15 protein-coding genes are annotated in these 17,084 nt (G+C 34.8%); 11 read left to right on the plus strand and 4 right to left on the minus strand.

Going from position 1 to position 17,084, the window contains the following annotated elements:
* Positions 1–63: 63 nt before the first annotated feature.
* On the plus strand, positions 64–615 hold the full coding sequence (locus tag DMB65_RS12810) for a K(+)-transporting ATPase subunit C (RefSeq protein ID WP_110307033.1): 552 nt from the start codon (positions 64–66) through the stop codon (positions 613–615).
* An 804-nt stretch (positions 616–1,419) separates the two neighbouring features.
* On the plus strand, positions 1,420–2,055 hold the full coding sequence (locus DMB65_RS12815; protein WP_110307034.1) for a hypothetical protein: 636 nt from the start codon (positions 1,420–1,422) through the stop codon (positions 2,053–2,055).
* On the opposite strand, the gene DMB65_RS12820 is transcribed toward DMB65_RS12815, so the two are convergent.
* A complete protein-coding gene (locus DMB65_RS12820; RefSeq protein ID WP_110307035.1) occupies positions 2,052–2,354 on the minus strand; it encodes a hypothetical protein in 303 nt (100 codons plus the stop codon). The genes DMB65_RS12815 and DMB65_RS12820 overlap by 4 nt on opposite strands.
* A gap of 165 nt (positions 2,355–2,519) precedes the next feature.
* Here DMB65_RS12820 and DMB65_RS12825 point away from each other — a divergent pair, with 165 nt between their 5' ends.
* Positions 2,520–3,254, plus strand: a complete 735-nt coding sequence (locus DMB65_RS12825; protein ID WP_110307036.1) for a hypothetical protein — start codon at positions 2,520–2,522, stop codon at positions 3,252–3,254.
* Positions 3,255–3,768: 514 nt separating this feature from the next.
* Here the strand turns inward: DMB65_RS12825 and DMB65_RS12830 are convergent.
* On the minus strand, positions 3,769–5,547 hold the full coding sequence (locus DMB65_RS12830) for a cytochrome-c peroxidase (RefSeq protein ID WP_110307037.1): 1,779 nt from the start codon (positions 5,545–5,547) through the stop codon (positions 3,769–3,771).
* Between the two features lie 81 nt (positions 5,548–5,628).
* The gene (locus DMB65_RS12835; protein ID WP_110307038.1) at positions 5,629–7,086 is read right to left on the minus strand and encodes a PhoX family protein; all 1,458 of its coding nucleotides are present in this window, start codon (positions 7,084–7,086) and stop codon (positions 5,629–5,631) included.
* Positions 7,087–7,422: 336 nt separating this feature from the next.
* On the opposite strand from DMB65_RS12835, the gene DMB65_RS22145 reads away from it, so the two are divergent.
* A complete protein-coding gene (locus DMB65_RS22145; protein WP_165834931.1) occupies positions 7,423–7,578 on the plus strand; it encodes an SMP-30/gluconolactonase/LRE family protein in 156 nt (51 codons plus the stop codon).
* 191 nt (positions 7,579–7,769) lie between these two features.
* Here the strand turns inward: DMB65_RS22145 and DMB65_RS12840 are convergent, their stop codons facing one another.
* The gene (locus DMB65_RS12840; protein ID WP_110307039.1) at positions 7,770–8,210 is read right to left on the minus strand and encodes a cupin domain-containing protein; all 441 of its coding nucleotides are present in this window, start codon (positions 8,208–8,210) and stop codon (positions 7,770–7,772) included.
* Positions 8,211–8,434: 224 nt separating this feature from the next.
* On the opposite strand from DMB65_RS12840, the gene DMB65_RS12845 reads away from it, so the two are divergent.
* The 7 genes from DMB65_RS12845 to DMB65_RS12875 all read left to right on the plus strand — a co-directional run bounded on the left by DMB65_RS12845 (position 8,435) and on the right by DMB65_RS12875 (position 16,991).
* A complete protein-coding gene (locus DMB65_RS12845) occupies positions 8,435–8,902 on the plus strand; it encodes a response regulator (protein ID WP_230470670.1) in 468 nt (155 codons plus the stop codon).
* A gap of 393 nt (positions 8,903–9,295) precedes the next feature.
* Positions 9,296–9,889: a TetR/AcrR family transcriptional regulator gene (locus DMB65_RS12850; RefSeq protein ID WP_110307040.1), complete on the plus strand. Its 594-nt coding sequence runs from the start codon at positions 9,296–9,298 to the stop codon at positions 9,887–9,889.
* Positions 9,890–10,199: 310 nt separating this feature from the next.
* On the plus strand, positions 10,200–11,339 hold the full coding sequence (locus tag DMB65_RS12855) for an efflux RND transporter periplasmic adaptor subunit (RefSeq protein ID WP_230470671.1): 1,140 nt from the start codon (positions 10,200–10,202) through the stop codon (positions 11,337–11,339).
* 11 nt (positions 11,340–11,350) lie between these two features.
* Entirely contained in the window at positions 11,351–14,515 is a 3,165-nt protein-coding gene (locus DMB65_RS12860; RefSeq protein WP_110307042.1) for an efflux RND transporter permease subunit, read from the plus strand.
* 130 nt (positions 14,516–14,645) lie between these two features.
* Positions 14,646–16,064, plus strand: coding sequence for a TolC family protein (locus DMB65_RS12865; protein WP_110307063.1), 1,419 nt, complete (start codon positions 14,646–14,648; stop codon positions 16,062–16,064).
* A 325-nt stretch (positions 16,065–16,389) separates the two neighbouring features.
* Positions 16,390–16,770 carry a DoxX family protein gene (locus DMB65_RS12870; protein WP_110307043.1) on the plus strand — a complete coding sequence of 127 codons (381 nt, stop codon included), beginning with the start codon at positions 16,390–16,392 and terminating at the stop codon, positions 16,768–16,770.
* 11 nt (positions 16,771–16,781) lie between these two features.
* Complete coding sequence (locus DMB65_RS12875) at positions 16,782–16,991, plus strand: hypothetical protein (protein ID WP_110307044.1); 210 nt, start codon at positions 16,782–16,784, stop codon at positions 16,989–16,991.
* Positions 16,992–17,084 lie beyond the last annotated feature (93 nt).

Below are 17,084 nucleotides of genomic sequence, written 5' to 3' on the forward strand. Positions count from 1 at the left end.
ATCAAAAAATACAGCTAACAATTTACAGATCACTTTTTACCTCTAACATTTTACACAAAAGACATGAAAAACATATTTTCTCTATTAAAACTTACTGCGGTTACTCTAATCTTATTCGCAGTTATTTATCCTCTTGCGATTTACGGAATCGCACAAATTGCTCCCAATCAAGGAAAAGGAGAAACTATTTCAGCTAACGGAAAAGTAGTTGGTTATCAGAAAATCGGACAAAAGTTCGATAAGTCGAATTATTTCTGGGGAAGACCTTCGGCTGTTGATTACAATGCTGCCGGAAGTGCCGGAAGCAATAAAGGGCCGAGCAATGCTGAATATTTGGCTTTGGTTCAAAAAAGAATTGATACACTTTTACTTGTTCATCCTTATTTGAAAAAATCTGAAATACCAGCTGATATGGTTACAGCTTCCGGAAGTGGTTTAGATCCGAATATTTCTCCTCAAGGCGCTTTGATTCAGGTGAAACGTGTGGCTAAGGAAAGAAATTTAGCTGAAGCTAAAGTAAAAGCTTTAGTTGATTCTAAAATTAATACAGCTCTTGTTGGACCAGAAACAGTGAATGTTTTGGAATTGAATATAGCGCTGGATAAGCTTCGCTAAAAAAGGTTTTGAGGTTCTGAATCGAAGGTACTAAAGTTTTTCTATACGCATTCTTGTCATTTCGACGAAGGAGAAATCTTCGCAAGAAGCTCCACAAAGAATGTCAATCTGTGGCGATCTAGCAACGAAGATTTCTCCTTCGTCGAAATGACAAACTAAACGTGAAACTAAATTTTAAAAATAATACCTACAAGGTTTTGAAAACCTTGCAGGAAACAAAACACCTTTTTTATCCCAAATGCCCTAGCCCCGATAGTAGTGGAAATCCTTTTGCTGGCTTCTTTAGCCGGCAAAAGATTGAAACGGATAGCGGGATTAGCTCCTGAAAAATATACTGCCAAACAGCTAGAATTTCAAGAGGCTATCGCGCCTTTTTTTTGTAGTCATATCTTATAGAATTTAATTATATTCGTAAGATACAAAATAATCAAATGCGCTACCGAAGGTTTAGTTCAACAGCCACAACAACGGATTTGGGTAATAAGCTTAATAGAAAGTTGGTTTTGTATTTGGGATGATTTGACAAATCCGAATAATGGGCTTAATTTAGTACCAAACCACTAGCAGCAAGGGAACACTAGTAGTAATTTCTACTAGACTCACGCCCTAAGCTAACGGCTGAAATGAAAAATAAAGGTACCTAATAAGAAGAAAAAACTTTGTAAATATTTGATTTACAAAACATCAAAAAAACGTTAGTTCTAATTTTACAAAACCGACACAAATAGAACAAAACTGATGCAGAATGAACAAAAAATTAACACAAGAAATTATCAAAGGGTATAGAAAAAGAGACGTTTAAGTATGGAAATATTATTAGTATTAATTGTTTTATTTTTTGGATTTTTTATCTATGTTATTTTTTGGATTTTCAAAAACCCTTTAAGAAGAAAAACAGCATTGATTGCATCTGGTACGATTGCATCTCTATTAGTAATGTACAATCTATTTTTTGTTGATCATAGTATGAAATTCATTCAATCAAAAGTTTACCCCAATTTATACCTTGTGGAAAATGAAATAAAGGATCGTGATTCTTTAAATAAACTAATCAAACAAATGGTTATTAAAAAAATGAACAGTGAATTTATTGGCAGAGAAGAAAAATATAAGTCGAAATATCAATATACGCCTGATTCACCTTCAAGAACAGATTTATATTATTTCCTTAATTTTTATACCTATTTTGAAGGTTGGGGAACAAATCCATTTGGAGAAGCAGGAACTGCATATTTCATAGAAAACGAAGAAGACCCGGGTGGTTTTTCAAGCGAAGAATTAGACCATTATCGAAAATATAAAATTGCTGAATTCTATATTCGTTTTTGCGAAAAGGACACAGTAAATTATATTGGAATTCTTAAATATTATCGAAATGACGAGATTACCAAAACAGACACAATAATAAATAAATGTGGCAGAACTCAAATAGAAAATTAGACTAAAAAAACTACAAATAATTGACTAGACGGCACCGTCCCAAACGAAACGGACTGCGCCTTTCTAATATTTATATTCACAAAGTATTTTTTTGTTCTTTTGGAAGTATAAATACTTCGCATTTCAATTCCTTCACTTCTTCCTGATTGCAAACCAGCTTGCGACGTGCTAAGCGTTAGGGTTTCAATCCATAAGTAAGGGACTTTCACCTCTGAAAAATACACGTTGTACGATTTGTTTTCTAATCCGAAATTTGTATTTTCGAATTTCATCAAAGAGACAGCGCATGTTCTGCTCATGCAGAGTAAACAAAGCTATTACAAAGAATTTGGGTAATTGGAGTAAAAATTTCGGTTTTTAATGGAAAGTTTTGGGCTTATAAATCCCCAACTTCTTAAAGCCTCTATACGTTATGAGAAATACTAAAGCAATCCTCGTCAAAAAAATGAAACGATAAAAAACATATGAAAATAATATTCAAACTTTTAATACTCTCTTTCGCCTTACAATCGTGTGAAAACAAAACAAACGTAAATAAACAAAAAGATATAATTCAAGACACTATAAAAAGTACTTCTATAAAAGTTGATGAAAATCAAATTAAGGAAAAAAAACCTATTTTTTTTACAGATACCTTTGAATTTGAATACTATAATGATAATGGGGATTATATGTGGTTGTATGCAAAAAAAGACAAGAACAGTTATGGTTTTGTAAATGACAATAACAATCAGAGAAACCTTCTAAGAGGTGATATATGTGAAATTACATGGAAAAAAGATACAATATACATTGCTGGAGATGGAGAAACACCAAAACTTGCAGAATACCTGGTTTCTATTAAAAAAACTCAAGACGGAAATGTATCTAAATTTAGAAAAGAATATAAAAAAGAATTAAAATACCACTATTCCGACGAAAGTTATTCGAAAAGTGGTTTAGATGAATTATATCTTTCTGCTGAATTCTATATTGCAAACTCAAAAAATAAATTGATACAATCGGTTATTCAAAATAAAGAACAATTAGAGTATTCTATCGAAAGCCGGACAGAAAACAACAGATCCTTTCAGGTTTTGGGAATTGGCTATACTTTTGAGCATCGATTTACTATAATTCAATGGATATATATTGATGTTGAAACACAAAAAATATATGAATATGATATAGCAAATGAAAAGTTAATTGAATTTAAATAAAAACCTGAATATAGCACCGAGCATGCCTGTAAAGTACTCGTCGGTTCGTAAAGAGACAGGGTGAGTTCGATATAAACATCGTTTAAGCATTGATAACCAAGCTATTTTAAGCATTTCAAAATGATGGTAGTACTCAAACTTGAATACTGTAAAATTGCCCAACAGCCTTTACGGATGCGACCAAAGGTAAACATCTCTTTGCGTATTTTTTTATACTCTTGTGAGAAGTAAATCGGTCAAAAGTCTCCCGGATTTTTAACAAGTGTTCTTATAAGCGCAATGAGGAATATAAATGAGTATTTTTTTACCCGTTGAGTGTAATTGATTGAAATTCTTATTTGATATAAAAGCAAATAAATCAAAAAGTATAAATTTTAGTAAAACATCTTTATACTTTCAGTACTCCATGTCACGCTGATCAGAGTCAAAAGCTCTTTTGCAGGTAAACGGTTTCGACTCCGTTCAGCCTGACAACTATCCTGAATTACAGCTCAACAGGTTAAAATTTTAATACTTATTGATAACTGATTTTCTTATCAGTTAAGGTTCTCATAAAAGCAATGAGCTGTTTTTTTTCCTGATCTGTTAATTTTAATTTGTCTTCGGGTAAGGTTTGATTCTCTAATGAAAAGCCTAAACCTTTTCCTCCTCCTTCATTATAAAAATCGACAACCTCTTCAAGGGTTTTAAAAACACCATTGTGCATGTAAGGAGCTGTCAATGTTATGTTTCGTATAGTAGGCGTTTTGAAGGAATTCTTATGAATCGCTGCCCTTGTCAATTCATATTTACCTAAATCAGCATCTAATTGATTGTATTTATTTGGTACTCCAAGTACTTCGCTTTCTGATTTTGTAAAACCGGGAGGGACAGTTCCGTTGGTTAACGGGATAAAATGACAGGTAGCACATTTGGCTTTACCGGCAAATAAATTAAAACCTGCTTTTTCTTCAGCACTAAATGAAGTTTCATTACGCATATAACCATCAAATTTGGAATCATAGGAACTCAATGACCGAATGTAAGAACCCAGTGCATTTTTTATGGCAAAGGCATCAATTTCTTTATTTGGAAATGCCTTTTGGAATTTGGTAGCATATTGTTGGTTTTTCTTTAAAGCATTGGCTGATTTTTCTAAAGAACCGTGCATTTCGTTTTCATTCATAATAACAGCTACGGCCTGATCTTCAAGATAGCTTACCCGTGAATCTGAGAAAAAAGCACGCTGAAAAGCAATATTGGACAAAGTAGGAGTATTTCTTTTGATTAAAGATTTGCCATCTATGGCCGTTGCTTTTTCCAAACCGTCTGAAAAGGCTTTGTCAGCATGATGACAGGAAGCACAGGAACGTGTATTGGTTCCGGACAAAATAGGATCGTTAAACAATTCCTGCCCTAATTTTATTTTTTCGGGAGTGGTTTTATAATCCGGGAATCCTGAGAAAGCCTCTGCGTCAAAAGCACCTTTTTCAAAAAGTGTTTGTGCTGTTGTTTTGAGACCCCTCACTTCTTTTAGAAATGGAATTTGTAGTTTTATTTGAGCCTGATAAATGCTTTTGCTTAGTGGATTCGTAATTTCTCTGATAAAATAAGCCCTGTCAAAGGAATTGAAATTTTGATGCTGCTGTAGGTATTTTTTCCCTTTGTCTATGGTAGCCAATGTGGTTTGTAATTCTTTTATTTCAGATTGTGAAGCGTAAATTTTGCAATAGGATTTAATGCTTTCTAATGATGCTGCCGTTTCCGGAATGGAATTTTGTGCAATTGGTGAATCAAAACCGGTAATTCCCAAAGTAATGATTCTAAAAACCTCCAGTCGCATGGCATCGAAAATATGGGAATCGGTCAAAGTATTTGTTTGCGAAACTAAGTCTAGCCGATTTAAATTGGCTTTAAGAATTCCTAATTGATTTAAAAGTTCGGGTTTGTCTTTTTTATTGTATTTCGGAAAAATAAATTCTTCAATTACCTGAAATCCTTCCGGAGGGACAGTTAAGTCTTCATCTGTTTCATACTCATCTAAAGCGGGACCATTTATAGCTTTTGAAACGGTTGGAAAATAATATTCGCTTAAAATCTCCACTTTTTTATATGCTTCGTGCGATTTTAGGAACTGCTGTTGAATTTGTTTCGCAAAAGCATCCTCCTGAATAAGATGTTCCAGTTGCGTAACTTCTTTTTTCAAAGCAGCAATATCACTTTTAAACAAATTGTTGGTCAGTTCAACTGTCGTTTTATGATCAGTACAGGAAAACAAGAGTAAAAATAAGGGAATAAATAAAAAAATTTTCATTTGAAAAAAGAACTTGATTACAAAAAACAAAACCACGATTCTTGTAATAGAACCGTGGACTTTGTGTAAAAATGGTGTAATTTATCTGGCTAATCCTTTGATAACCACAATTTGACTCGCTTGTTTTTCAGAAGTACGAAGCGTACCTCCGTCAACACCTTTGTATTTATCTCCTGTCCAGGTATGAGGCTGTACGCTTAATAAAAAGGTATCTTCGATGCCCAATTGTTCAGAAACATCAATTAGAGCGCCATATTCCCAGGATCCAAAAGCAGATGTTCCGCCTACGTTGTATTTAGCCGCATCAGTTGCTGTACGACGGTGGTCTAATTCTACAACCACTTTAAGTTGTTTTTTGGCAATATCATATTGATAAATGTAAGCATCATGTGTTTCATCTCCATAGCCATTGGCATCTTCCTCAACATAAACATAGTTTTTTGTCACACAAATATTGTCCGGATCCTGAAATTTTCCGGCAATTCCTGTACGATCATCTCCATCAAGAACAACTTCCAGCTTACCAGCCAATGGATTTGATTTGTCTAAATTTAATCTATAAACTCTGCCGTATTTTGTTCTTGAAGCATCAGCATTTGTTCCTGAAACAGCTTGTCCGGTTACATTAAAATAAATTTCACGATCGGCATCATTTCCGCCTTTTCGGTAATCTAAATCTTCAACTCTTCCAAATTTAATAGCTTTTAGTGTATTTACTGAAACATTTATCTGAGCGCCGGTCATTGTCGTATGATTGTCAATTTTCACAAAAGAAACAGGGTAGGTTTGACCTGTAACCATATCTTTCTCTTTTTGGTTATCGTCATTTCTTTTCATCATATACAACGAACCATTTTCTAAATCGCCCACAGTATTGGATACGTACATAAAAACCTGCCCGCCATAAGTTCCTGAATCGTCATCGCCAATAACAATAACTGTTTTTCCTGAATAGGCAGATTTAGGCAAAGGCAAGGCATTTTCGGCACTTAATCTGCCTAATCCTGATAATTCTTTTGTTACCGATGCTCCTCCCACATTGGCATAAGGATTTACACCATGTGTGCGGGATTCTTCACCAGATTCTCCACAAGTTAAATACAAAGGACCAAAACCATGTTCTAAAGGTGTTGCCATAGTAGCACCGCATAATCTCCAGGTTCCCCCGTTAGAGTTTAGCAAATATTCTCCTTTTACCGGTTTGAATGTTTTGTCTAAAGTAATTCTTGAAACCGCAAAATTGTCTTCGTTGTTCACTAAAAATGTAAAAGTTCCATCTGAATTTTTTAATAAACCAGAGCCATCTGCCGAACCTCCAAAAACATAACCTGGACTTTCTGGTAAAACATCATCTGAAGTCAGCAGCGAAAATAATTCCAGGTTTTCAAAACCGGTTTGTTTTTTTAGTAATACAGGTGTTACAGATTGGTTACTCAATACAACATCTGTTTTGGCAGCGGTATTATTATCGGATTTATCGTTATTATCGCAAGAAATTAGTGTTGCTAAAAATAACATTGGTAAAATAGTTTTTTTCATCTTTTGGAGTTTAAATTTTTCACAAAGAAATGCGCTACATTTAAACTAAAAATGAATTATATATTACCAAAAGAATACTATTGATTGCGGATAATTTGTTAGAACAAACAATTAATTTACATTCTAACACTTTCGGAATAAAAGCCTGGTTATTAATTAACTTAACCCGTTGGGTATAATTTTTTGTAGTAAAACAAATCATTCACATATTACACAAGTCACTGAAATTCAAAATCTTGAATTGGTCAAATAAACGAATATCTATGTTAAATATAGTAAAAAAATTAGAGCTTTAGAAGTTATAAGCAAACAAAAACTCCTGTCATAAAATCAATAATGATTGTTCATCCAGGAGAGAAAATAGTCTACTTTGATGTAAAAGAACCCTGGAAAGCCAATGTCTCTTTTGGAGGAAAAAAATTCAAAACATTATTAATTACCACCGCCAAAAAGTGTTTATACACTGGAGACGAACATTTGCGGAAAGAGTAATTGAAAACGGTAATACATTTACACTTTTTAAAATAAGCTTTTACCCGATCATCAATAACAATAAGCCACAGTTATAAAAATTTAACTAAGTCTTTTGAATTACACTTTTCTGTTGCTCAAAACCAAAATAAAACAGTAAAAAAACTTCTGTTTTTGCTATTGGATATTTTTAAGTGTCCTCAATAAACTCTTTACCTCAAATCCTTCTTAATCACCAAATATTTTAAATCGGTTTTTCCGGCATTGCTTATTCCGTGTTCAGCATTTGGAGGGCAATATAAGCTTGTATTGGGACCAACAACAACTGTTTTTCCGTCTAAATAAAAAGAAGCAGAACCTTCTAAAATATAGAAAAACTCTTCTTCGGGATGATGATGCGGCGCGTGTGTTGATTTCCCAGGCTCGACGATACTCATTTTGAGCGTATTTTCCTGAGTGAAGTTTTTATCGCCAAACCAATATTGGTAGCCTGCTTTTGTTTTTGTGGCTTTATCTAACTCAAAATGATTCACACAGTTTTCAATTGAATATTTTATATCAGTTGGGGTTGTTTCGTTTTTTGCCTCCTGAGCCTTTGTTGATTGTACAATTAAAGTAACAATCGCAATTTTTATAAATGTTACTGGCTTCATTTTTTATTTTTCTGTAATAATACAAAAATGATTATAATAAATCTAAAACTTAATTACGCTACAGGTAAATGTTCCTTATATTACTTCAAAGACCTTCAAAATGTTAAGATTTATAATTTGTTCAACATTTTTGGTAGAAAGCTTGGCTGAGCAAATAAAGAAAATGTTTGGATGTCATACTGAGCCATAAAATTCCCAGTCAATATCATTCTAAAAAATTAAAATTGCATACCGGATTAATTGAACTATCTTTATCAAAAACACAAATGAACAAGGGTGGCCCAATTATTATTATTGAAGACGATTTAGATGATCAGGATATTTTAACTGATGTATTTAATGAACTTGATTATAAAAATGAAATTATCTTTTTTGCTGAGGGCGAAAAAGCTTTAGAATATTTAACCACCACAGAAATTGAGCCTTTTATCATTTTTTCAGACATTAATATGCCCAGGCTAAGTGGAATTGAACTGCGGGAAAAAATCCATCAAAATGAAGATTTAAGACTTAAGTCCATTCCATACTTGTTCTTTACCACAAGCGCTGAACAAAGTCATGTTGTCGATGCTTATTCTAAATCTATTCAAGGATTTTTTGTAAAGCCTACTGATTATAATGAAATCAAACAAACAATTAAAACAATTGTAAGTTACTGGGAAGCCTGTGTATCTCCAAACTACGTTAAATAAATACACGGCAAACAAATACAATACTAAAAATTTGGTATCCGGAATTGATTTTTTTTTAAGATATATGGATTGGATAGTTATTTTCTGTGAAAAATTATGAAAACAAGATGTCCTTTATCTAGCCCAGATGAGAACGGCATCCTTTTTTGTCTCGTTTTTTTCTAACGGGATAAAAAAGATATAGTGTAGAGCAGGACTAAAGCTTCTGAAAAACAAATAAAAATCTGCTACAAAAAAATAAAAATCTTAAAACCCCAATAAATCAAGGCTTAGGAACTTATTTAGAACAGGCTGATTGTACTATAAGAAAAAATTATGACAGAATTATAGTGTAATTCGAAAAACCGTCCTACATTTGCCTAACAGTGTTAAACCATTTAATACTTATTCAAAATGGCTAGTAAAGATCGTATTTTAAGACAAAAAGAAGAGACAAGAAATAACATTCTTGGCGCTGCTTATGATATCGTGAAAGAAGAAGGCTGGACGGGATTAAGTATGCGCAAGATTGCTGACAAAATTGAATATACTGCTCCTATTATCTATGAATATTTTTCTAATAAGGATGCGATTTTAAGAGAATTAACCGGAAAAGGTTTCCTTAAATTAGGCAAAGAACTGGAAGATGCAAAAGCTAAATTTGAAAAGCCGGAAGAACAAATTGAAGCCATGTGGATGGCCTATTGGGATTTTGCCTTTACGGATACTGAGATGTACCAGGTAATGTTTGGCGTACAGGTGAACTGTTGTTCTGAACAATGTGATGCTGCTAAGACGCCTTACAAGTTATTTACTGCTGTTATTGCAGAAATAATGAAAAAGAACAACCCTACTGATGAAATCATTAAACAAAAGTATTTTACTTTCTTTTCGGTCATTCATGGTTTGATTGCGATCAACATCATCAACAAAAGTGATGTAATGGAAACCATCAACAATCAGATTCTGAAAGATGCAATTGGCGGTATTATAAAATCAATACAATAAAAAAATTTCACTATTACTTAACAGTGTTTAATAATTTAATGCAGTAATAAAAAGTTTTTTTGCCCGCTTGCTTAACAGTGATAAATAATTTAATTAACATAAAAACAGCTTCCTTTAGCCAGTTACTTAACACCGATAAATAATTTAATACCGATTTACAGAATGAAATTGGAACATCATTATTTGAATTTTTACATCAATAAACTTAACATCGTTAGATAATTTAATACTATTAAAAATGAATTTGCAGCCTATCAGAAATAAAAAATTTAAAAACGAGAATGTCCAACAAATTAAAACCAATACGAAAATGAAAAATGTAATTATAACCAGCTTTATTCTGGCGCTTGTATTAAGCAGCTGCGCAGATAAATCACAGGCACCAGCTCCACCACCACCTGTTTTACCTGTTGCAGCCATAACAAGCGAAAACACCACCACTGATAATGAATATCCGGCTTCGATACAAGGAACAGTAGATGTTGAAATTCGTCCACAGGTAAACGGAAATCTTGACCGTGTTTTAGTAGATGAAGGTGCGTATGTTTCTAAAGGCCAGACTTTATTCAAAATAAACGAACGCCCTTTTCGTGAGCAGTTAAACAATGCTTTGGCAAGTCTTCATGCTGCAGAAGCTGCTTTGATCAACGCTCAGTTAGAAGTAGATAAATTAACACCTTTGGTACAAAACAAAGTGGTTTCTGATTATCAGTTAAAAACAGCGAAAGCTTCTCAAAAAATTGCTGCTGCCAATATCGAGCAGGCAAAAGCAATGGTCGCTTCTGCTAAAATCAATTTAGGATATACTAATGTTACGGCTCCTGTAAGCGGTTACATCGGAAGACTGCCTAAAAAGCAAGGTAGTTTAGTGTCTGCAACTGATGTTGAACCTTTAACTACACTTTCTGATGTACATGAAGTATTTGCTTATTTCTCTTTGGGAGAAACCGATTTTATCAATTTTAAATCTCAGTATGCTGGAAACAGTATTGGAGACAAAATCAAAAAATTACCTCCGGTTTCTTTGATATTGGCTGATAACAACGCCTATCCGCAAACCGGAAAAATTGATATGGTAAACGGTCAGTTTGATAAAACTACAGGTGCTATTACTTTGAGAGCTACTTTTCCAAATGCAAACGGAACTTTACGTTCCGGAAACACAGGAAGAATCCGTCTTGGCTTACAACATGATAACGCTATTCTGGTACCGCAATCGGCTACGATAGAAATGCAGGATAAAATATTTGTCTTTACGGTAGATAAAAACAACAAGGTTACAAAAATGCCAATTACTGTTATCGGAAAAACAGGAACTAATTACCTCATTAAAGATGGTGTAAAATCCGGTGACCAAATTGTATTGAGCGGTATTGATAAACTTCAGGAGGGGCAAGTGATTCAACCTGAGAAAGTAGCTAAAGTTGCCCAAATAACTAACAAAAAATAATTTTTACAAAAATGTTCAAAATATTTATACAAAGACCTGTACTGGCAACCGTAATCTCCATCTTACTGGTGATCCTTGGAGTACTTGGACTTACGAAATTGCCTTTACAACAGTTTCCTGATATTGCGCCTCCCTCAGTTTTGGTTACAGCGGTTTATCCTGGAGCTAACGCAGAAACGGTTTTACGTTCTGTGGCACCTTCTCTGGAAGAATCTATAAATGGTGTTGAGAATATGACGTATATGAGCTCTACTGCCAGTAACGATGGTACGTTAGCGATTACGGTTTTCTTTAAATTAGGTACAGATGCCGACCAGGCTGCGGTGAACGTTCAGAACCGTGTGGCACAGGCGACAAGCCAGCTGCCTGCAGAGGTGGTTCAGCAAGGTGTAATTACGGCAAAACAACAAAACAGTTTCATCATGGCGATTGGTATGTACTCCGAAAACGAATCAAAATACGATCAGACTTTTGTTGCCAATTATGCTCAAATTAATATTATTCCGGAGATTAAACGTATTCCGGGTGTAGGTTCTGCCAGTATTTTTGGTGGAGTTAAAGATTACTCGATGAGAGTTTGGCTCAATCCAACTCAAATGTCGACTTACAATGTGACGCCAAATGAAGTTATGGCAGCTATTCAGGACAAAAGTTTAGAGGCTGCTCCTGGTAAATTTGGAGAAAGAAGTAAAGAAGTTTTTGAATATGTAATTAAATACAAAGGAAAACTAACAAAGCCTGAGGATTATCAAAACATTGCGATTCGTTCGAATGCAGATGGTTCTGTACTTCGCTTAAAAGATCTTGCCAGAGTTGAATTGGGTGCTTACTCTTATAACAGTTTAACACGCCTGAATGGCAAAAAAGGAATTGTAATCGGGGTTATTCAGTTAGCCGGATCCAATTCTAATGATATACAGATTGCAATTAATAAATTGATGGTGAAAGCCTCTAAAGATTTTCCTCAAGGAATAAAACACAATATTTTCTACAGTACAAAAGTATCTTTAGACCAATCTATTGAACAAGTAGAGCATACATTACTGGAAGCCTTTATACTGGTATTTATCGTAGTATTTATCTTTTTACAGGATTTCAGATCAACATTAATCCCGGCAATTGCTGTACCTGTAGCAATTTTAGGAACGTTCTTCTTCATGCAGTTATTCGGATTCTCGATCAACCTTTTAACGCTTTTCGCTTTAATTCTGGCGATTGGTATTGTGGTTGATGATGCGATTGTCGTCGTCGAGGCCGTGCATGCGAAAATGGAGCACAAACGTTTGTCTCCAAAAATCGCCACACATGAAGCTATGCACGAAATAACGGGTGCTATTATCTCGATTACGCTGGTAATGGCTGCTGTATTCCTACCGGTCGGTTTTATGGAAGGTTCAACCGGGGTTTTCTATCGTCAGTTTGCTTTTACGATGGCGATTGCAATTGTAATTTCAGCCGTAAACGCTTTAACATTGTCCCCTGCCCTTGCCGCTTTATTCTTAAAAGACAATCACGGAGCACACGATGGAAATATGCCATATGTCAAACAGGGATTTAAAGAGAAATTTTTCATCGGATTTAACAACAGTTTTAATGCTTTGACCAACCGTTATATAGGCGGACTAAAATTCTTGATCCGTAACAAATGGGTTAGTTTAGGCGGATTGGCTTTAATTACCATTGCTACGGTTGTAATGGTTAAAACTACTCCTGCCGGATTTATTCCAACAGAAGATCAGGGTTTTATTGCTATTGCTGTTAATACACCATCCGGTACATCATTGGACGGAACTCAAAAAGTAATGACAGAAGCAGAGAACACACTGAAGGCTTTGGATGCATCCCGATTTGTAACTGCAATCTCAGGTTTTAACTTATTGACCAATTCAACTAGCCCTTCATCTGCAGTTGTTTTTGTATTGCTTAAGCCAAATGAAGAGCGTGGCGAGGTCAAAAACATTGAAGAAATTATGAATCAGGTTCGCGGCAAATTGGGCGCGATTTCCGGTGGAAGCTTCTTCGTATTTAGTTTCCCGACAGTTCCGGGATTTAGTAATGTTGAAGCTTTGGATTTAGTATTACAGGATAAAACCGGAGGCAAACTGGATAAATTTAGCGGAATTTCGCAACAATTTATTGGTGAGTTAATGAAACGTCCGGAAATTGCGGTAGCCTTTACAAGTTTTAAAGCAGATTATCCTCAATTGCAATTGGATATCAATGATGCCAAAGCAGATCAATTGGGTGTTAAAGTAAAAGATATTCTGCAAACGATGCAGGCTTATTTTGGTAGTGCACAAGCTTCTGACTTTAACCGATTTGGTAAATATTACAGAGTCGTAGTTCAGGCTGATATTGCCGACAGAGCAGATCCTACCGCCATTGACAGGGTTTTTGTAAAAAACAAAAATGGCGAAATGGTTCCTATAAATACTTTGGTAAAACTAAGCCGTATTTATGGTTCTGAAACGGCTTCCAGATACAATTTGTTTAACTCGATTGCGATTAATGCGATTCCGAAACCTGGATTTAGTTCCGGAGATGCCATTAAAGCAATTGAAGAAGTGGCAGCGCAACAATTACCTGCGGGTTATAGTTACGAATTCTCAGGTCAAACCCGTGAAGAAATTTCTTCCGGAGGGCAATCGGCAACTATTTTCTTATTGTGTTTGATATTCGTCTATTTCTTACTTGCTGCACAATATGAAAGTTATATTTTGCCTTTAGCTGTAATCTTATCCATACCTGCAGGAATTTTTGGAGTATTCGCAGCCATTGGTTTAACCGGAATTGAAAACAACATTTATGTACAGGTTGCACTGGTAATGCTTATTGGACTGCTCGCCAAAAACGCGATCCTGATTGTAGAGTTTGCCGTTCAAAAACGAAAATCCGGACAGGCTCTGGTAAAAGCTTCTCTTGATGCCGCTAAATTACGTTTGCGTCCTATTATCATGACGTCGCTGGCTTTCGTAGTAGGATTAATTCCGATGATGAGTGCCAAAGGACCATCGGCTCAGGGTAACCACTCTATTAGTATTGGTGCCGCCGGAGGTATGGTTTCGGGAGTAATTCTGGGATTAATGATTATCCCGGTTTTATTTATCGTATTCCAACATTTACAAGAAAAGGTTTCGGGAAAACCGATTGCCGTAATTCATAACGAAGAAAAATAAACATGGAAAATTATATAACGACAATTCTGGTGGCCATTATATTTGGCATCGGCTATATATCGTACAGAATCTCAAGAGACCTTGAAGTTAAAAAAGATACTTGTACAGAAATTTAATGCCTACTTATAAAATGAAAAAGTATATAACCAAAATCGTGATGGTCGCTATTTTGATCACCTCACTAATATCCTGTAAAGTTTCTAAGGATATTGAAACTCCAAAAGATGCATTTCCTGAAAACTTCAGGAGCGCATTGGCTTCAGGCGATACCACTAGTATCGGAGATATGGAGTGGAAAAATTTCTTTACAGAACAGGATATCATTAAATTAATTGACAGTGCTGTAACTCGAAATAATGATTTACAGATTGCACAAAAAAACATTGAGATTGCCCAATACAAATTCACACAATCTAAATGGGGAAATGTGCCTCAGGTCAATTTATTTGTAAATGCAAATACCAGTAATCCGTCTGATAATAGTTTTACAGGATTAAACCTGAGCCAGGCCATTGGCGCCAAACATATTGACGATTACTCTGCTGGCGCTTCACTTTCCTGGGAAGCAGATATCTGGGGAAAAATCAGAAATCAGAAAAAAGGAGCTTACGCAAGTTACCTTCAGTCATCAGAAGTAAAAAAAGCGTTGCAGACTACTATTGTTGCGAATGTTGCCAAAGGATATTATAATCTTCTGATGCTGGATACACAGCTTGAAATTGCAAAGAAAAATGTTCAGTTAAATGACAGTACAACCAACATTATAAAACTAAAATATGATGCAGGACAGGTAACTTCATTGGCAGTTCAACAATCTGAAGCACAAAAATTAACTGCCGCTCAATTGGTTCCTTTATTAGAACAAAATATTGCGATTCAGGAAAATGCATTGAGTGTTTTAACAGGATCTTTTCCGGGTGCGAAAGAAAGAAATACACTTTTGACCCATATTACGATTGAAAACAATACTAAAATCGGAATCCCGTCTTCTGTAGTAAGCAGAAGACCGGATGTCAAAAGTGCTGAATTGGCTCTAAAAGCTGCCAATGCTAATGTTGGAGTTACAAAAGCAGATTTATATCCTGCCTTAAGAATCACAGCGCAAGGCGGATTAAACTCTTTTGAAACCAGCAACTGGTTCAATATTCCGGCTTCTTTATTTGGTACTGTAGCCGGAGGTCTGACTCAGCCAATATTCAATAATAAAAGAGTCAGAACGCAATATAATATCGCTGTAGCCGAAAGAGAAAAAGCAGTCTTAAACTTCAGACAACAAGTTTTGGTTGCCGTAAGTGAAGTGGCTGATGCTATGATTAAAACAGAGAAGTTACAGCAACAGGAAACGCTTTTGCAGGAGCGTGTAAAAACATTGCAGACTGCGATCAGAAATGCTAATTTATTATTTAAAAATGGTATGGCTGAATATCTTGAAGTGATTACAGCACAGTCGGATTTATTACAAAGCGAACTAGAACTTGCCGATATAAAAAGACAACAACTTTCTGCTAATACCGATTTATACCGCGCATTGGGCGGAGGTTGGAGATAATACCCGTTTTTCATTATTTATTTCTGAAAACGCTGTGAGACTTCGGTTTTGCAGCGTTTTTTATGAGACACGGATAACACAGATTCGCTAGGCAAAAATGCGGGTAAAAACAGATTTTTTTACTGAAAATTTCATGCAGATTTTACAGATTTAGTAAATCTTCTACTTTCTGTTCCCTTTATTCTTTATTCTAAAATCAACATTCTAAAACCTAAAATCATTAATATGTCTTAAATGACCCTAAAATAGGCAGAAATACGTATTTCATTAAAAAATAACAATAGTAGATTTGTAGTAAATAATTAACCGATAACTATTTAATACCATGAAAAAAGCGAAAATCATTTTCTGGACTACAACCATTCTTATTTTTCTATTTGAAGGCGTAATGCCGGCACTTACTTCTCAATCTGAAATGGCAAAAGAAGGAATCAGGCATTTGGGATATCCTGAATATTTTGGAAATGCGTTATTCGTTTTCAAAATTTTGGGCGTATTGGCATTAGTAATTCCGCAGGTGTCAAATCGTATTAAAGAATGGGCTTATGCTGGTTTCGTCTTCGATTTCATATTTGCATCGATAAGTCATTTTGTAGTTGACGGAATTGATTTTCAGGGCTTCTTTCCTTTAATAATTCTGGCAATTTTAATGACTTCTTACCTCTATCATCATAAAATAGAGCACTACAAAAGCAATTCAATATAAATCAATTTGTGATGATTGAAGTTTTTAAAACAAATGTTCAGGAGGCTGCACAATCAGAAATGATGGTTGGGAGGCTTCTTGAGCATTTTCCAAACAGTGTCATCAACTTTGATCTGGAAGACTGTGATAAAATTCTGAGAATTCATGCCACAGAAATTTCAAATCACAAAATAATTGAAGTTTTAAATTCACATGGCTTTCATTGCGAAGTACTTTTATAATACCTATTTTATTGATTAACAAAACAATAAAACAAAAACTCGTAATTTTAAAACTCAACTTTAAAAGATCAAAAATGAATCTCCCATCAGAAC

Origin of the sequence: Flavobacterium cheongpyeongense, from assembly GCF_003202435.1 — a bacterium.
Classification (GTDB): domain Bacteria; phylum Bacteroidota; class Bacteroidia; order Flavobacteriales; family Flavobacteriaceae; genus Flavobacterium; species Flavobacterium cheongpyeongense.